General features: G+C 73.6%; 14 protein-coding genes. 4 read left to right on the top strand and 10 right to left on the bottom strand.

Going from position 1 to position 14,443, the window contains the following annotated elements; all coding sequences use genetic code 11:
* Positions 1-62 precede the first annotated feature (62 nt).
* The 4 genes from ACWEBX_RS13490 to lipB form a co-directional block, all read right to left on the bottom strand.
* Entirely contained in the window at positions 63-761 is a 699-nt protein-coding gene (locus ACWEBX_RS13490) for a DUF4191 domain-containing protein (protein WP_451885014.1), read from the bottom strand.
* Positions 762-856: 95 nt separating this feature from the next.
* Positions 857-1,051, bottom strand: a complete 195-nt coding sequence (locus ACWEBX_RS13495; protein WP_103553051.1) for an SCO2195 family GlnR-regulated protein — start codon at positions 1,049-1,051, stop codon at positions 857-859.
* A 292-nt stretch (positions 1,052-1,343) separates the two neighbouring features.
* Positions 1,344-2,309: a lipoyl synthase gene (gene lipA / locus ACWEBX_RS13500; protein ID WP_328453235.1), complete on the bottom strand. Its 966-nt coding sequence runs from the start codon at positions 2,307-2,309 to the stop codon at positions 1,344-1,346.
* 167 nt (positions 2,310-2,476) lie between these two features.
* On the bottom strand, positions 2,477-3,283 hold the full coding sequence (lipB, locus tag ACWEBX_RS13505; RefSeq protein ID WP_451885015.1) for a lipoyl(octanoyl) transferase LipB: 807 nt from the start codon (positions 3,281-3,283) through the stop codon (positions 2,477-2,479).
* Between the two features lie 332 nt (positions 3,284-3,615).
* Here lipB and ACWEBX_RS13510 point away from each other — a divergent pair, with 332 nt between their 5' ends.
* On the top strand, positions 3,616-5,088 hold the full coding sequence (locus ACWEBX_RS13510) for a regulator (protein WP_451885016.1): 1,473 nt from the start codon (positions 3,616-3,618) through the stop codon (positions 5,086-5,088).
* Between the two features lie 771 nt (positions 5,089-5,859).
* Here the strand turns inward: ACWEBX_RS13510 and ACWEBX_RS13515 are convergent.
* Both ACWEBX_RS13515 and ACWEBX_RS13520 read right to left on the bottom strand, forming a co-directional pair.
* Entirely contained in the window at positions 5,860-7,254 is a 1,395-nt protein-coding gene (locus ACWEBX_RS13515; protein WP_451885017.1) for an NAD(P)/FAD-dependent oxidoreductase, read from the bottom strand.
* 425 nt (positions 7,255-7,679) lie between these two features.
* Positions 7,680-8,597: a TIGR01777 family oxidoreductase gene (locus tag ACWEBX_RS13520; protein WP_451885018.1), complete on the bottom strand. Its 918-nt coding sequence runs from the start codon at positions 8,595-8,597 to the stop codon at positions 7,680-7,682.
* 72 nt (positions 8,598-8,669) lie between these two features.
* On the opposite strand from ACWEBX_RS13520, the gene ACWEBX_RS13525 reads away from it, so the two are divergent.
* On the top strand, positions 8,670-9,158 hold the full coding sequence (locus tag ACWEBX_RS13525; RefSeq protein WP_451885019.1) for an N-acetyltransferase family protein: 489 nt from the start codon (positions 8,670-8,672) through the stop codon (positions 9,156-9,158).
* A 7-nt stretch (positions 9,159-9,165) separates the two neighbouring features.
* On the opposite strand, the gene ACWEBX_RS13530 is transcribed toward ACWEBX_RS13525, so the two are convergent.
* Together ACWEBX_RS13530 and ACWEBX_RS13535 are read right to left on the bottom strand one after the other, a co-directional pair.
* Complete coding sequence (locus tag ACWEBX_RS13530; protein WP_451885020.1) at positions 9,166-9,867, bottom strand: TetR/AcrR family transcriptional regulator; 702 nt, start codon at positions 9,865-9,867, stop codon at positions 9,166-9,168.
* A 58-nt stretch (positions 9,868-9,925) separates the two neighbouring features.
* Positions 9,926-11,110, bottom strand: coding sequence for a MarP family serine protease (locus tag ACWEBX_RS13535; protein WP_451885021.1), 1,185 nt, complete (start codon positions 11,108-11,110; stop codon positions 9,926-9,928).
* A 429-nt stretch (positions 11,111-11,539) separates the two neighbouring features.
* On the opposite strand from ACWEBX_RS13535, the gene ACWEBX_RS13540 reads away from it, so the two are divergent.
* Together ACWEBX_RS13540 and ACWEBX_RS13545 are read left to right on the top strand one after the other, a co-directional pair.
* Positions 11,540-12,232: a peptidoglycan recognition protein family protein gene (locus ACWEBX_RS13540; protein ID WP_451885061.1), complete on the top strand. Its 693-nt coding sequence runs from the start codon at positions 11,540-11,542 to the stop codon at positions 12,230-12,232.
* Between the two features lie 122 nt (positions 12,233-12,354).
* The gene (locus tag ACWEBX_RS13545) at positions 12,355-12,690 is read left to right on the top strand and encodes a hypothetical protein (RefSeq protein ID WP_451885022.1); all 336 of its coding nucleotides are present in this window, start codon (positions 12,355-12,357) and stop codon (positions 12,688-12,690) included.
* 21 nt (positions 12,691-12,711) lie between these two features.
* On the opposite strand, the gene ACWEBX_RS13550 is transcribed toward ACWEBX_RS13545, so the two are convergent.
* Positions 12,712-13,233 carry a DUF4240 domain-containing protein gene (locus ACWEBX_RS13550; protein ID WP_355765523.1) on the bottom strand — a complete coding sequence of 174 codons (522 nt, stop codon included), beginning with the start codon at positions 13,231-13,233 and terminating at the stop codon, positions 12,712-12,714.
* Positions 13,234-13,336: 103 nt separating this feature from the next.
* Positions 13,337-14,320, bottom strand: coding sequence for a helix-turn-helix transcriptional regulator (locus ACWEBX_RS13555; protein WP_451885023.1), 984 nt, complete (start codon positions 14,318-14,320; stop codon positions 13,337-13,339).
* Between the last annotated feature and the right edge of the window lie 123 nt (positions 14,321-14,443).

The following is a 14,443-nucleotide window of genomic DNA, read 5'->3' on the forward strand; positions in this document are numbered from 1 at the left end:
TTTCAGATATGTAGATCTCCGGGCGCCCCACCGCCGTAGGACTGGTCAAGCGAGCGCGAGCGTCACCGCTTCGGGCCGCCGCGAGGCATCCGCATGCCCTTGGGCATCGGGCCCTTCGGCAGCGGCATGTTGCTCATCAGGTCGCCCATCGCGCGCAGCCGGTCGTTGGTCGCGGTCACCTGGGGACCGGCGAGCACACGCGGCAGCTTCAGCATCGTCGTGCGGAGCTTCTTCAGCTCCACCTGGCCCTCGCCGGTGCCCACGAGAATGTCGTGCACCGGGACGTCCGCGACGATCCGCGCCATCTTCTTCTTCTCGGCGGCCAGCAGGGTCTTCACCCGGTTCGGGTTGCCCTCGGCCACCAGCACGATGCCGGCCTTGCCGACCGCACGGTGCACCACGTCCTGGCTGCGGTTCATCGCCACCGCCGGAGTCGTGGTCCAGCCCCGGCCGATGTTGTCGAGCACCGCCGCGGCAGCGCCCGGCTGGCCTTCCATCTGCCCGAAGGCGGCCCGCTCGGCCCTGCGTCCGAAGACGATCGCCGTCGCGAGGAAGGCGAGCAGAAGCCCGAGAATCCCGAGATAGACGGGGTGGCCGATCAAGAAGCCGATCGCGAGGAAGACACCGAGGGTGAGAATTCCGACAGCCGCGAGTACAAGACCGATCCTGGAATCGGCCTTGCGGGTCATTTTGTACGTCTGAGCGATCTGCTTGAGTCGCCCGGGGTTCGCAGCGTCCGCTGCGGGTTCCTTCCTCGCCATGCCATGAGTCTACGTGGCCCGGAAGGCGCGGACGACGGCGGTACGACGTGACGTGGACCGCTCCGCCGGGGGAGCGGTGGCCGGAGGCACGTCGTTCAGGAGTGCGAGACGGATTCCAGCACGCGCTGCGCCTCGACGCGGTCCTTGGCCCGGCGGCGGTCCTCCAGGACGGAGGTCCAGGCGTTGCGGCGGGCGGTGCGCTGCCCACTGCTCATGAGCAACGACTCGACGGCACGCAGTGCATCGGTGAACGACGGAATCGCGGTGGCGCGTACGGGCGCGGCCTGCATGATGGAGATCCCCCCTCGGGATCGACGGCTCGGACGGGGACGGGTGTGACGTGGAACCAGAGTCACTGATTGGTGTTACCAGTACGTGACCGAGCGGTCAAACACCAATGAAACCTTGATACCGCGGGTCGTTTTCCTGACCCGTTCCTGATGCGGCGTTCAACTGCGGGGATGCCCCGAGGGGGTGTGAACGGGCCGTTGTGAAGGGCGAGTTGCTTGTGCGCGGATTCACACGAAAGCGGTGGCACCGAGTGCCACCGCTTTCCTTTCGCAACGTGTGCCGTTCGGGGGATCAGACCGCCTGGGAGGCGACGTACGCGCCGCGCTTCTCGATGGCCATCTGATACAGGCGGCCGGCCCGGTACGAGGAGCGGACCAGCGGGCCCGACATGACGCCGGAGAAGCCGATCTCCTCGGCCTCCTCCTTGAGCTCCACGAACTCCTGCGGCTTGACCCAGCGCTCCACGGGGTGGTGGCGCACGGAGGGGCGCAGGTACTGCGTGATCGTGATGAGCTCGCAGCCCGCCTCGTGGAGCTGCCGGAGCGCCTCGCTGACCTCTTCGCGGGTCTCGCCCATGCCGAGGATCAGGTTGGATTTCGTGACCAGACCGTAGTCACGGGCCTCGGTGATGACCTTGAGCGAGCGCTCGTAGCGGAAGCCCGGACGGATCCGCTTGAAGATCCGCGGGACCGTCTCGACGTTGTGGGCGAAGACCTCGGGGCGCGAGGAGAAGACCTCGGCGAGCTGCTCGGGCTCGGCGTTGAAGTCCGGGGCGAGCAGTTCGACCTTGGTGCGTCCGGCCTCGCGGCCCGCCGTCTGCGCGTGGATCTGGCGGACCGTCTCCGCGTACAGCCACGCGCCGCCGTCCTCCAGGTCGTCGCGGGCGACGCCGGTGATCGTGGCGTAGTTCAGGTCCATCGTGACGACGGACTCACCGACGCGGCGCGGCTCGTCGCGGTCCAGGGCCTCCGGCTTGCCGGTGTCGATCTGGCAGAAGTCGCAGCGCCGCGTGCACTGGTCACCGCCGATGAGGAAGGTGGCCTCGCGGTCTTCCCAGCACTCGTAGATGTTGGGGCAGCCCGCCTCCTGGCAGACCGTGTGCAGGCCCTCGCTCTTCACGAGCGCCTGCATCTTCGTGTACTCGGGGCCCATTTTCGCCCGGGTCTTGATCCACTCGGGCTTGCGCTCGATGGGGGTCTGGCTGTTCCGGACCTCCAGGCGCAGCATCTTGCGTCCGTCGGGTGCGACTGCGGACACATCGGCTCCCTGTAACTTCGATTCTTCGGCGTACACCAGGGTACGCCCGTGCGGTGCTCGGCCCCCGAGGTGGGCAACCTTCGGGAGCGGGGGTGCATTCCCGGAGGTGTTCCGCCGTGCGGCCCGGGGCCCGGGCGGGCGCCGCGCCCCACGGGGTCACGCGGGGCTCAGGCCGGAGTGCGTTCCACGACGCGCGGCTTGAGGTCCGCGTCCGCCAGGATGTCCCTGAGGTGCTTCTCGGCCACCGGCAGGACCTCGTCGATGGTCACGTCGCGGCCCAGCTCGCCCGCGAGCGAGGCGACACCCGCGTCGCGGATGCCGCACGGGATGATCCGGTCGAACCAGGCGTTGTCCGGGTTCACGTTCAGCGCGAAACCGTGCATGGTGACGCCCTTGGCGACGCGGATGCCGATCGCGGCGATCTTGCGGTCCTCGCGGCGCTGGCCGGCGTTGGACGGGGCGTACTCCGGGCCGTTGAGCCGGGGGTCGAACTCCTCGTCCTGGAGCCGGGGATCGAAATCGAGGGAGAGGCCCCCGAGCGCGGAGGCCCCCTGGGCGGGGTCCTTGGCGTCACCGAGGACCCAGACGCCGCTGCGGCCCTCGACCCGGCTCGTCTCCAGGCCGAACTCGGCACAGGTGCGGATGAGGGCCTCTTCCAGACGGCGTACATGGGCTACGACGTCCACGGGACGCGGGAGCTTCTGGATGGGGTAGCCGACGAGCTGGCCAGGACCGTGCCAGGTGATCTTGCCGCCGCGGTCCACGTCGATGACGGGAGTGCCGTCCAGGGGCCGCTCGTTGTCCGCCGTGCGCCGGCCCGCGGTGTACACCGGGGGGTGCTCCAGGAGCAGACAGGTGTCGGGGATCTCGTCCAGGAACCGGGCGGCGTGCACACGGCGCTGCTCGTCCCACGCCTCCTGGTACTCGACGGCCTCGGCACCGAATCCCATGCGGACGAACCGCAACCCACTCACGGCAAGCGCCTCCCTAGAAGCTTCCTTTGGGCACGTGGTGATCCCCGTGCGGGGCACGCGGAGGAACCTTTCGTCAGGTCCGTGGCGCGCCCACGCCACTGTACGTCCGTCCGATCCGCGTCAGCTCGACGGTCAATCCTCACACGATCGGATGAATGAATGTCGATGTGTGCGATGACGTGCTCACGCTCCGCTACATTCGCGCCGTTCACGAGGCCATAAGGGCTGCTCACAGGCAATCCGGGCACAGGGGGGCCTCGGGGAGGCGCGAGCACGCTCTCACGCCGCCCCGAGAACCCCTGGAGACCCGAAGGCAGGAGACCGCACCGCAGATGACGGAACGACCCGCGCAGCGCACGCCCAATCGACAGCTCGCCGCGCTCATCGCAGAAGCGGGGTTCTCCAACGCAGGTCTCGCCCGTCGCGTGGACCAGCTCGGACTCGAACACGGACTGGACCTGAGATACGACAAGACCTCGGTGACCCGGTGGCTGCGGGGCCAGCAGCCCCGCGGGACCACCCCCGCGCTCATCGCCGAGGTGTTCACCCGACGCCTGGGCCGGCGCCTGAGCGCGCAGGACCTCGGGCTCGACGCCTGCGCCCCCGTGTACGCGGGGCTCGAATTCGCCGCGACCCCCGAGGAGGCCGTGGACATCGTCAGCGGCCTGTGGCGCAAGGACTCCGGAAGCCACGCCGAGCTCCGCAAGATCGCTTTCACCCCGGCCGGGCTCGTCGTGCCCAGCCGGGACTGGCTGATCGGCCGGGCCGACGACCGGGTCGCCCGCGGCGAGCAGCCCTCCCGCATCCCCGCCCAGGGCCGCCCGGCCCCGCCCAAACTCACGGCACCGCCCGAGCAGGGGGGACCCGCCTCCCGGCGCGGCCGGACCGAGCGGGGCCCCGGCCAGCGGGTCACCGGCGGGGACATCGCCGCGCTCCGCTCGGTCGGTGAACTCTTCCGCGCCCTCGACCACGCCTACGGCGGCGGCCACGCGCGCCAGGCGCTGGTCCGCTACCTGGAGCACGAGGCCGAGCCGATGCTGCGCGGCGCGTACGGCGAGCAGACCGGCCGCCACCTGTTCGCCGCCGCCGCCGACCTCACCCGGCTCGCCGGCTGGACGTCGTACGACATCGGCGCGCACGGACTCGCGCAGCGGTACTTCGTCCAGGCGCTGCGGCTGGCGCAGGCGGCGGGGGACCGGGTGTACGGCTCGTACGTGCTCATCACGATGAGCCGGCAGGCCGTCTACCTCGGGCACGGACGTGAGGCCGTGCAGCTCGCGCGGGTCGCGCAGCAGGGCCTCGGCTCCGGGGGGCCGCACGTCGTGCAGGCGCTGCTGCACGCCGTCGAGGCGCGCGGGCACGGGGTGCTCGGCGAGGTGCGGGCCTGCACGGCCTCCCTGGTCCGGGCCGAGCGCGCGCTGGAGGCGTCCCGGACCGGCGACGAGGTCCCGCACTGGGCCCGGTACTTCGACGAGGCGCAGCTCGCCGACGAGTTCGGGCACTGCCACCGGGACCTTCAGCAGTTCCGGGCGGCGGCGCAGCACGCCGAACGCTCGCTGCAACTGCGGGCGCCCGGTTACGCGCGCAGCCGGCTGTTCTGCCGGGTGGTGCTCGCTACGGCGCGGCTCGGGCTCGGTGAGCTCGACCAGGCCTGTCTGCTCGGCGCGGAGGCCGCGGGGCAGGCGGCCGAGATGCGGTCGGCGCGGGCCGTCGAGTACGTACGGGACTTCGAGAAACGGCTCGAACCGTACAAGGACGCCGCTCCCGTCCGCGGCTACCGCGACAAGGTGGCCGCGCTGAGCTGAACGGGGCCTGTCCGGCGGGGGCACGGTGTCGCGCGGGTCCGGACGCGCGTGCCGGGCCCCGCGTCTCCGGCCCGGTCCGTCCCCGGTCTCCGGCCTGGGGAACCGGAGACCGGGAAGCCCGACGCGCGCACCGGGGGCGGGAGTCCGCCCCCGGCACCCGCATACCGGCCCACCGGAGCAGGGGTTGCCCCGCCGTGGCGGGGCCGCTTCCCCGGGGCGGGGTCCACCTGCCGGAATCGCGGATTGCCCTCCGGTCCCCGAGCCGCCTTCCGGGCCGGGGTTCGCCCGTCGGGGCCCGGGTCCGGCGGGCGGGAGTGGGGCCCGCCCGCCGGGGCTGGGGTTTGTCGTTCGGAGGTTCGGGTCCGCCTTTCGGGATTCGGGTCCGCCTGCCCGGAGCGGAGGTGCGGAGGTCTGTCCTGCCGAGCGTGTCCTCCCCCGGGGAGCGGGTCCGCCGGCCGGAGCCGGGGCCCGCCCTCCGGAAGTCGGGCTTCGCCCGCCAGTGGTCGGCGTCCCCCGCCCGGAAGCGGCGTCCCCGGCCCCGGAGAACCCGGAGAACCCGGAGAACCCGGAGGACCCGGAGGGCGCAGGCCCGGCAGGCCCGCGGGCCTCGTGCGCCGGGTCCCGGAGCTCCGGAGCCCCGTGCCGGAGTTGCGGGACCCGGCGCCGAAGTTGTGAGGCTCCGGCGCCGAAGTCGTGAGGCTCCGGGCCGGAGTTGTGGGGGTCGGCGTCGGCGTTGTGGGCTCCGGGCCGGAGTTGCAGGGTGTGGGTGGGTCAGGCCGCGGCGGGTTCCAGGGGTTCGGCCGACAGGGCGGGGGTGCGGACTTCCAGGTCGGTCAGGAGGGCGTGGGCTGCCCGCCGGGCCGAGTGCAGGGCGCCCTGCACGGTGCTGGTGTCCCGGTGGTCACCGCACACGTACAGGCCCGCGAGCAGCCGTACGGGGCGGCGCGGATCGTGCGGCGGCGGCATCGCCGGGACCGCCTCCGGCTCGTGATGGACCGCCAGCAGTTCCCAGCGGCTCGTCGACGTGCCGTAGAGACGGGCGAGCTGGGCGCGGACCGTCGCGTCCAGATGGGCCGCGGCGGGCGGGGTGCCGAGCACGGTCGAGGAGATCAGGGCGCGGCCCGCGGGCGCGCGGGTCGGGTCGACCTGGCTGACGACCGCCGTGTGCGCCACCGGCCCGCTCCGGTCGGCGTCCAGGAGCAGCGCCGGATCGGTGAGCGGCGGTTCGTCCGTGGTGTGGTGCAGGACGGTCACCGGATGGAAGGCGGGCACGTGCAGCCCGGGCAGGAACCCGGCGGCGGCGCGGGCCCCGGTCGCCAGCAGGATGGCCCGGCACCGCAGTTCGCCGTGGTCCTTCGTCGTGACCCGGGTCGTGGATACGGCGGTGACCTGGACGCCCGTGTGCACGGTGCCGGGCGGAAGGCCGGCGGCGAGCAGCTCAGGGAGCGCGTCCGCGCCGCCTTCGGGCAGACACAGCCGGCCCGTCGCGAAGGAGTGCAGCGCGAGGTCGGCGCAACGGCTCGACGTCCGCAGCTCCGGGTCGCACAGCAGGGCCGCGAGGAGGGGGCGCAGAAAGGTTTCGACCGTACGGGCCGGAAGCCCCCGGGCGGTCAGCGCCTTCGCCGCGGTGAGGTCGGGGCGGGCGAGCAGACGCTCCGGCGTGGTGGCGGCGAGCCGCGCGAGGGCCGCGCTCAGCCGGGCCTGATCGAGGGGGCTGCCGAGCGGTCCGGGGCGGGTGGTGCCGCGCGCGGGCCGGGGCAGCGGAAGCCGGGGGGCGCTCGCGAGGGCGCGTGCGGTGGTGAGTGCGCCCCTCGCGCTCCGGGGAGCGCTGGGCGTGCCCGTGTGATGGCGGTGGCCGTCGCTGTGCAGCAGCACGCCCGGCGAGAACGGGCACAGGGCGAGGCCGCCCAGGCCCGGAGTGTGGCGCAGTTCCGGGTACGAGGTGGACAGGAGCCGGCCGAGCCGGTCCAGCCGGAAGCCGTCCACCTTCTCCGTGGACATGCGCCCGCCCACATGAGGGGCGGCCTCCAGGACGGCGGTCCTCAGCCCCGCCCCGGTCAGATGCCGTGCGGCCGCGAGGCCGGCGACACCGGCTCCCACGACGACGACGTCGACGTCTTCCGTGATCTCCGCCGTGTGCGTGGCGTGGCGTGCGGGCTCTAGCACGTGCCCCTCCTCGAGGTTGCGCGGCCGGTGGGGACGTCATGCCCCCAACACGCTTCTGGAATGCCCGAGTTCGGATCGAGGGTGCGAGGTTCGGCCGCCCGGGGGAAGCCGCGCGGCGGCCGTGCACGGGTGCATGGGGGGTGCATGTGCCCGCCCGGTGGGGGTGGTTGACCCCGCGGGGACCGACCCGGGCGCCTCGGGCGGCCCAGGACTGACGCGGTGGCACCCGGTGCCGAGCCCGGCGGATCGGGCCGCCGAGCCCTGTCCGAGCGCCCGAGGCCGGCGCGCCGACCGGAAGCCAGTCGGGGAGGCGCACATCCGGGGAGGCGGCCGTCCTGGGAGGGGCCTGTCCAGGGAGGTGCCTGGAGCCTTCGCCTCCGCCCGGGGGCGATGCCCGGAGACTCTGGGGCCCGGAGAGGCGTTCCTCAGCCCAGGGCGGCTCGAAGTGTCGCCTCGATCGAGGGGAACGCGAAGGTGAAGCCCGACTCCAGGAGGCGGGTGGGCAGGACGCGCTGGCTGCCCAGGACGTCCTCGGCCATGTCCCCGAGGGCGAGCCGCAGGAGCGGGGCGGGGGCGGTCAGCAGGGTCGGGCGGTGCAGGACACGCCCCATGGCCTCGGTGATCTCGCCGTTCGTGAGCGGGTCGGGGGCGGTCAGGTTCACCGGCCCGGACAGCGACTCCGTGTCGATGAGATGCCGGATCGCGGCCACCTCGTCGTGCAGCGCGATGTAGCTCCAGTACTGGCGTCCGTTCCCCATCCGCCCCCCGGCACCCGCCTTGAACAGCGGAATCAGCCTCGCCCAGGCCCCGCCCTCACGGGCCACCACGAGCCCGGTCCTGGGGATCACCGTGCGTACCCCCGCCTCCTGCGCGGGAGCCGTCGCCTCCTCCCACTCCACACAGACGGACGACAGGAAACCGTCCCCGGGCGGTGCCGACTCGTCCACCGCGCGGCCGTCCGTGTCACCGTAGAACCCGATCGCGCTCCCGTTGACGAAGACCCGCGGCGGTTCGTCGAGCGAGGCCACCGCCTCCGCGAGCGTCACCGTCCCGAGCACCCGGCTGTCCCGGATCATCCGCTTGTACGTACGCGTCCACGGCCGCCCCGCGACCGGGGCCCCCGCCAGATTGACCACCGCCGCACAGCCGATGAGTCCCACCGCGTCGATCCGCTGCCGCTGCGGATCCCAGCGGATCTCGTCCGGCGACCGCGGCTCACGGCGCACGAGCCGGACCACCTCGTGCCCCTCGGCGCTCAGGGAGCGCGCCAGCGCGGAACCGATCAGACCGGACGCGCCGGCGATCACGATGCGGGAACCCGGGGACAGCGGTGAGTCGCTCATGGGTCCATCCTGCCCGCGCCGCCTCGGACTTCACGGAAAGGACCGCAGCGCGGCGGCCGTACAGTGACCGGTATGTCAGCTCCGCGGATACGCACCGCCACCCTGGACGACGAGGACGCGCTCGGCCGGATCGACCGCGACACCTGGTCCACGCTGCATGCCGTCATGCCGCGTCCCCGGCCGCCGTACGAACCCTTCTACAGCGAGCGGTTCGGCCCCCGGGACCATGTCGTCGCCGAGCTCGACGGCCGCCTCGTGGGGTACCTCCGGCTGGGCTTCCCGACCCCGCTGGCCTGCAACGCGCATGTCCGGCAGATCCTCGGACTCGCCGTCGCCGACGAGGCCCGCGGCGCCGGGGTGGGCCGCGCGCTGCTGCGGGCGGCACGCGAGGAGGCCGGCCGTCAGGGGGCCCGGCGCATCACGCTGCGCGTGCTCGGCCACAACACCCCGGCGCGCGCGTTGTACGAGTCCGAGGGGTTCGTCGTCGAGGGGATCCTGCCCGGGGAGTTCCTGCTGGACGGCGCCTACGTGGACGACGTCCTGATGGGGCGCCCGCTCTGACCGGATCTCACCGCCTTGACGGGTCCCGTCCGTGGCGCGCCGCCGGCCCCGACGGGTACGCGCCGTCGGTGGGCGACGGGTGCGGGCCGGCCATGAGGTGACGCAGACAGCGGACGGCCAGTTCGGCGGGTGAACCCGGTCCCTCGGCCGGCGCGTCCGTGGCCGCCCAGGTCTCCAGGGCGATCCGGATCGCGGCCGTCGCCGCGGCGGCGGCCAGCCGGGACTCCAGCGGGTCCGCGCCGCTGCCCGCCAGCCGGGCCGTCACCGGGACCAGCAGCTCCTCCGACTCCTGGTTCACCCGGTACCAGACCGAGCGCAGCGCGGGATCGCCGGTGGCCGCCCGCAGCAGCGCGCGGGTCTGCTCCAGCCGCTCCGCCGCGTGGGGGTCGGGGGCGGCCAGCGCCTCCCGGATCGCCCGCTCCAGCGCCGCCGGCAGGGCCGTGCCCGGCTCCGTCGCCGCAAGCAGCGCACGCCAGTGGTCGCCGCCCGCCGCGAGCAGCGGGCCCACGGCGTCCCGCTTGTCGCGGAAGTAGCGGTAGAAGGTGCGCGGCCCCACCCCGGCCCTGCGGGCGATGTCCTCCGCCGTGGTGCCGTCCGGACCGCGCTCCGTGAAGAGCTCGGCCGCCGCGCGCGCGATGTCGAGCCGGGTGGCCGCCTTGCGGCGCTCGGTCAGCGACGGTGCGGGTGCCTCGGGCGGCTGGCTGCTCACGCGGAGAGCGTACGCCGGGAGCGGCCCGCGGACCCGGCCGGATGCGGGCCGCTCCCGGTCAGGACGTGACGAGGTCGCCCGTGTCCACGCGGGCCGTGGCGTGGGCCGCCTTGCGGGCGTCGCCCGCGACCTCGTGCGCCGTCAGGACGTAACCGGTCTCGGGGTCCGAGGTCGAACGCGCGAAGACCACGCCGTACACCTTGCCGCCGGTGCTCAGCAGCGGACCGCCGGAGTTGCCGGGACGGACGGTCGAGCGGATCGAGTAGATCTCGCGGGTGACCGTGCCGGAGTTGTAGATGTTCTGGCCCGTCGCGTTGATGCGGCTCGCGACGGTGGCCGCCTGGAGGTCGAGACCGCCGTCCTGCGGGTAGCCCGCGACCACCGCGGAGTCGCCGCGCGAGGCGACCCCGTCGAAGTGGAGGACGGGCGCCTGCAGCGCCGGCACGTACAGGACGGCGACGTCCTTCTGCGGATCGAAGAGCACCACCCGCGCCTGGTAGGGGCGGCCGACCCCGCCCACCCGCACGGTCGGCCGGTCGATCCCGGCCACCACGTGCGCGTTGGTCATCACGCGGTGGGCGGCGTAGACGAAGCCGCTGCCCTCCCGGCCCTGGTTGCCCGAGGTGCCCTCGACCTTCACGGTGCTCAGCTTGGCCGCGTTCGTCGCGGAGGGCGTGACACTGTCCCCGGAGGGCTTGGCGACACCGGCCGTCGGTTCGTTCTCGAACGGGTTGAAGACCTGCGGGAAGCCCGCCTCCGTGAGGGCCGACGTCGCCCGCGAGAACCAGGTCGGCGTGGTCTCCGGCATCGAGTTCTGCACGGCGCCCAGCAGCGCCGAGTTGCGGATCGACTGCGTCACCACCGTCGAGGAGGACGCGCCCAGGACGCTCGCCGCCACCCAGGCCACCAGCAGCACGGCGACGGTGTTCGCCGCGGCTCCGCCGATCCCGTCGGCCACCCGCAGCGGCCCCTGGTCCAGCTCGCGGCGCAGCTTCAGCGCCAGCCGCCCGGCCAGCTCGTGGCCCACGACCCCGGGCACCAGCACCGTCAGCACCGCCGTGACCGTCGCCGCCGGTGTTCCCGCCGTGACCAGCTCCATCACCCACGGCAGCACCCACACGCCGATGACGGCGCCGCCCACGAAGCCGGCCAGCGAGACACACCCGGCCACCAGGCCGCGGCGGTACCCGGAGGCCGCGTAGACCAGGATGACCAGCACCAGCAGGAGGTCGAGAACGTCCACGGAGCCGCCTTTCTCTAGGGCCCCTTAGTACGCGCCGGGCGGGCCCAGTGATCAGCCACGCGCGTTCGGTGCCCGCGGAAACGGCCACACACCCGTGGACCTGTAGAAACGTCCCGGACACGACCGATGGTTCCACCAGGTGGCACACCACACATCGCGGCCCGCGCGGATCCGGGTCAGGGTGGCTCCATGCGTGTCTTCCGGAATCCGCGGGGGCCTCGAATACGGAGCGGGGAGCGGGCGTCCCGGCACGGGCGGCACGGACGCCCGGAGCCCCGGGCGCGCGACAGGCGCACCGGCCGGGCGGCGCGGGCCCCTCGTGCGCCCGTGCCGCCTGGCGCGCGCCGGCGTGCGCCGCTGAGGCTCCCGAAACCGGCCCTCATCGCCCTCGGATGCGCGCCCGGCCTGCTCGCGGTCCTGGCGCTGGTGATGTGCGCGGCCGGGGTGGACCGCACGGCGTCCCGCGCCGCCACCCCGCCCCCGGTCGCGGCCCGGATCACCGTCCCCCGTCCCGTCGCCAGGCCGCCCATCGTGCCGCGGACGGCGTGGCTGGACACCGCGAGCACGCGCGAGCAGCCGCCGCCCCGCTACGACGACCGTGTCGTGGCGGTCTTCATCCATCACACCGACACGCCGAACGGCTACGACTGCGCCGACGTGCCCCGCATCATCCGTGACGTGTACGCGGGCCAGACGGGCGCCAAGGACTGGGACGACATCGGCTACAACTTCCTCGTCGACCGCTGCGGCACGATCTACGAGGGCCGCGCGGGCGGGGTCGACCGGCCCGTCACCGGAGCGCACACCCAGGGCTTCAACCACCGCTCCGCCGGAATCGCCGCGATCGGCACCTTCACGGCGGGATCGCAGGTGCCGAAGGCGATGACCGACGCGATCGCCCGTCTCGTGGCCTGGAAGCTCGGGCTCGGCGGGGCGGACCCCCGGGGCACGGTCCGTCTCGTCTCCAGCAACAGCCTCAGCCGCTACGCCGCGGGCACCGCCGCCGTGCTCGCCACCGTCTCCGGCCACGACGCGGCCTTCATGACGAGCTGCCCGGGTGCCGCCCTCAGCGCCCGCCTCCCCGACATCCGCGAGCTCGCCGCCCGCATCCAGGGCCGCTGAGCGCCCGGCGCCTCCGGTCACAGGCACACCCCCGGCGGCTCACAGCGTCCCCAGAGCCGGGCGCCCTACCGTCCACGTACGGCGCCGCACGGTGCCGTACGCGCCGACCGGAGGCGGGGATCATGAGGATCAGTCGGACGGGGCCCACGCGCCGCGCGGAGAGCGGGGCGCACGCGGGGCGCACCAGGGGCGGACAGGACACACGGGCGGAGGAGCCGTCCGGCGGCCGGGTGACGGCGGCACGGGGGCCGTGGACGGCGGCGCGGGGGCCGTGGGCGGTGGTGTGCGCCGTGGTCACGGTCGTCCTGGGCCCGGCGGCGGTCACGGCGTCCGCGCTGGACCAGGCCAACGCGGCCCCGCGGCACCACACGGCGCGAGCCGACGGTCCGCAGGCGTACATCCCCGCGGACCGGACGCGCCCGCAGGCCGTACTCCGGAGCCGCACGGGCACGCCCTGACACACCGGCCCGTTCGGCCCGTCAGTCCTCCCTGAACCGCTCCCACAGCTTGGGGTAGCGCTCCGCGACGACCGACTCGTTCTCGAACTCGAGCGGGGTGCCCTCGGGCTCGGCGGCCGCGGCCGGGATGCCCAGAGCGGGCGCGACGGCACCGGTGAGCTGCTCGTACGCCTCGTCTGCCGCGTACCCCAGCTCCTCGCCGTCGCCGTCGATCTCCTCGTCGAAGTCGTCCAGCAGTTCGGCGAGCGTGTCGGGGTCGTGCATCGCCCCCTCGAAGACGTCCCGGCCCTGGCCGATCAGCCAGCACCGGAAGAAGTCGAAGGCGTCGTCGCTCGCCCCGTCGAGCAGCACCCAGGCGGCGCCCCACAGATCCCAGCGGTACGCGCGGTTGTAGCGGGACTCGAAGTGCCGGGCGAAGTCCAGGACGGAGTCCGGATCAAGCTGGACGAGCCGCTCGACGAGCAGATCCGCCTGTTCCTCGGGGTCTCCCTCGGCCGTCTCGCGGGTCGTGTCCACCAGCTCCCAGAACTCCGTCTCGTCCATCACGGGTCCAGCATCGGGCCTGGGCGGGAGCGACGCACGTGGAGCGGAGCAGATTGTTATGCATGCACATGCCGAAGGTAAAACCGCCGGGTTCCTACGGATTTCAAGCGGTCGGAGACCGGTAGAGCGCCGCCGCACCGGCCGCGTCCTCGGCGCAGCGCTCGCGCAGAGCCGCCGGAGCGAGCACCTCCACCTCGGGCCCGAGCCCCCGCAGTTGCGCGCGGGCGACCTCCTCGGACTCGACCGGCAGGGTGAGGGTCACCCAGCCCCGCCCGTCGGGGGTGCCCGCCGTGCCGAGCCCCTCCCTCGCCGACGCGGGATCGAGGACGTACGGCAGCATCCGCACGCCCTCCGGGGACAGCCGGACGACGACCTCGGACCGCAGGACGGACCGGGCGAACTCCTCGGCCCGCTCCTCCCAGAACGCCGGCAGGTCGAACCCGTCGTCCCGCCGGAACCGCTCCGGGCCGGGCTCGACCGCGGTGAACCGGTCGATCCTGTAGACACGGAATGCCCCCGCGTCGGCCACCCGCGCGCACAGGTACCAGAGCCCCGCCTTCAGTACGAGCCCGTACGGTTCGAGGGTCCGTTCCACCTCCGCGTCGTCGCGCCGGTAGCGCGCGAGGACCGGGCGGTCGTCCCACACCGCGTCCGCGAGCGTGGGCAGCAGCCCGGGCGTCCGCGGCTCGCTGAACCAGGCGGGCGCGTCCAGGTGGAACCGCTGCGCGGCCGACCGCGAGGCGTCCTGGAGCGAGGGCAGCAGCGCCGCCGACACCTTCAGCCGGGCCGCCGACGCCGAGTCCTGAAGACCCATGGCGCGCAGCGCCCCCGGCACCCCGCTCAGGAACAGCGCCTCCGCCTCGTTCCGCGCCAGCCCCGTCAGCCGCGTGCGGTACCCGCCCACCAGGCGGTAGCCGCCGGCCCGGCCCCGGTCGGCGTAGACCGGGATCCCCGCCTCCGACAGCGCCTGCGCGTCCCGGGCGACCGTGCGCTCGGACACCTCCAGCTCCCGCGCCAGCTCGGCGGCGGTCATCGACGCGCGGGTCTGGAGCAGCAGCACCATCTTGATCAGACGAGCGGCACGCATGGGTTCATGATGCCGGGCACCACCGACAGCCGGGAAAGCAGGAGAGGGCACCACCGACAGCCGGAAAAGCCGAGAAGGGGTACGGCGGCCGCCGTACCCCTTCTCCGTGTCACCCTCCAGGGC

This window comes from Streptomyces sp. NPDC005070, assembly GCF_053600395.1.

Coding starts and splice junctions, on each gene's coding strand:
- ACWEBX_RS13545 (WP_451885022.1), top strand. CDS start 12,355: ATGAGGATCAGTCGGACGGGGCCCACGCGCCGCGCGGAGAGCGGGGCG.
- ACWEBX_RS13550 (WP_355765523.1), bottom strand. CDS start 13,233: ATGGACGAGACGGAGTTCTGGGAGCTGGTGGACACGACCCGCGAGACG.
- ACWEBX_RS13510 (WP_451885016.1), top strand. CDS start 3,616: ATGACGGAACGACCCGCGCAGCGCACGCCCAATCGACAGCTCGCCGCG.
- ACWEBX_RS13490 (WP_451885014.1), bottom strand. CDS start 761: ATGGCGAGGAAGGAACCCGCAGCGGACGCTGCGAACCCCGGGCGACTC.
- ACWEBX_RS13520 (WP_451885018.1), bottom strand. CDS start 8,597: ATGAGCGACTCACCGCTGTCCCCGGGTTCCCGCATCGTGATCGCCGGC.
- ACWEBX_RS13540 (WP_451885061.1), top strand. CDS start 11,540: ATGTGCGCGGCCGGGGTGGACCGCACGGCGTCCCGCGCCGCCACCCCG.
- ACWEBX_RS13555 (WP_451885023.1), bottom strand. CDS start 14,320: ATGCGTGCCGCTCGTCTGATCAAGATGGTGCTGCTGCTCCAGACCCGC.
- ACWEBX_RS13495 (WP_103553051.1), bottom strand. CDS start 1,051: ATGCAGGCCGCGCCCGTACGCGCCACCGCGATTCCGTCGTTCACCGAT.
- ACWEBX_RS13525 (WP_451885019.1), top strand. CDS start 8,670: ATGTCAGCTCCGCGGATACGCACCGCCACCCTGGACGACGAGGACGCG.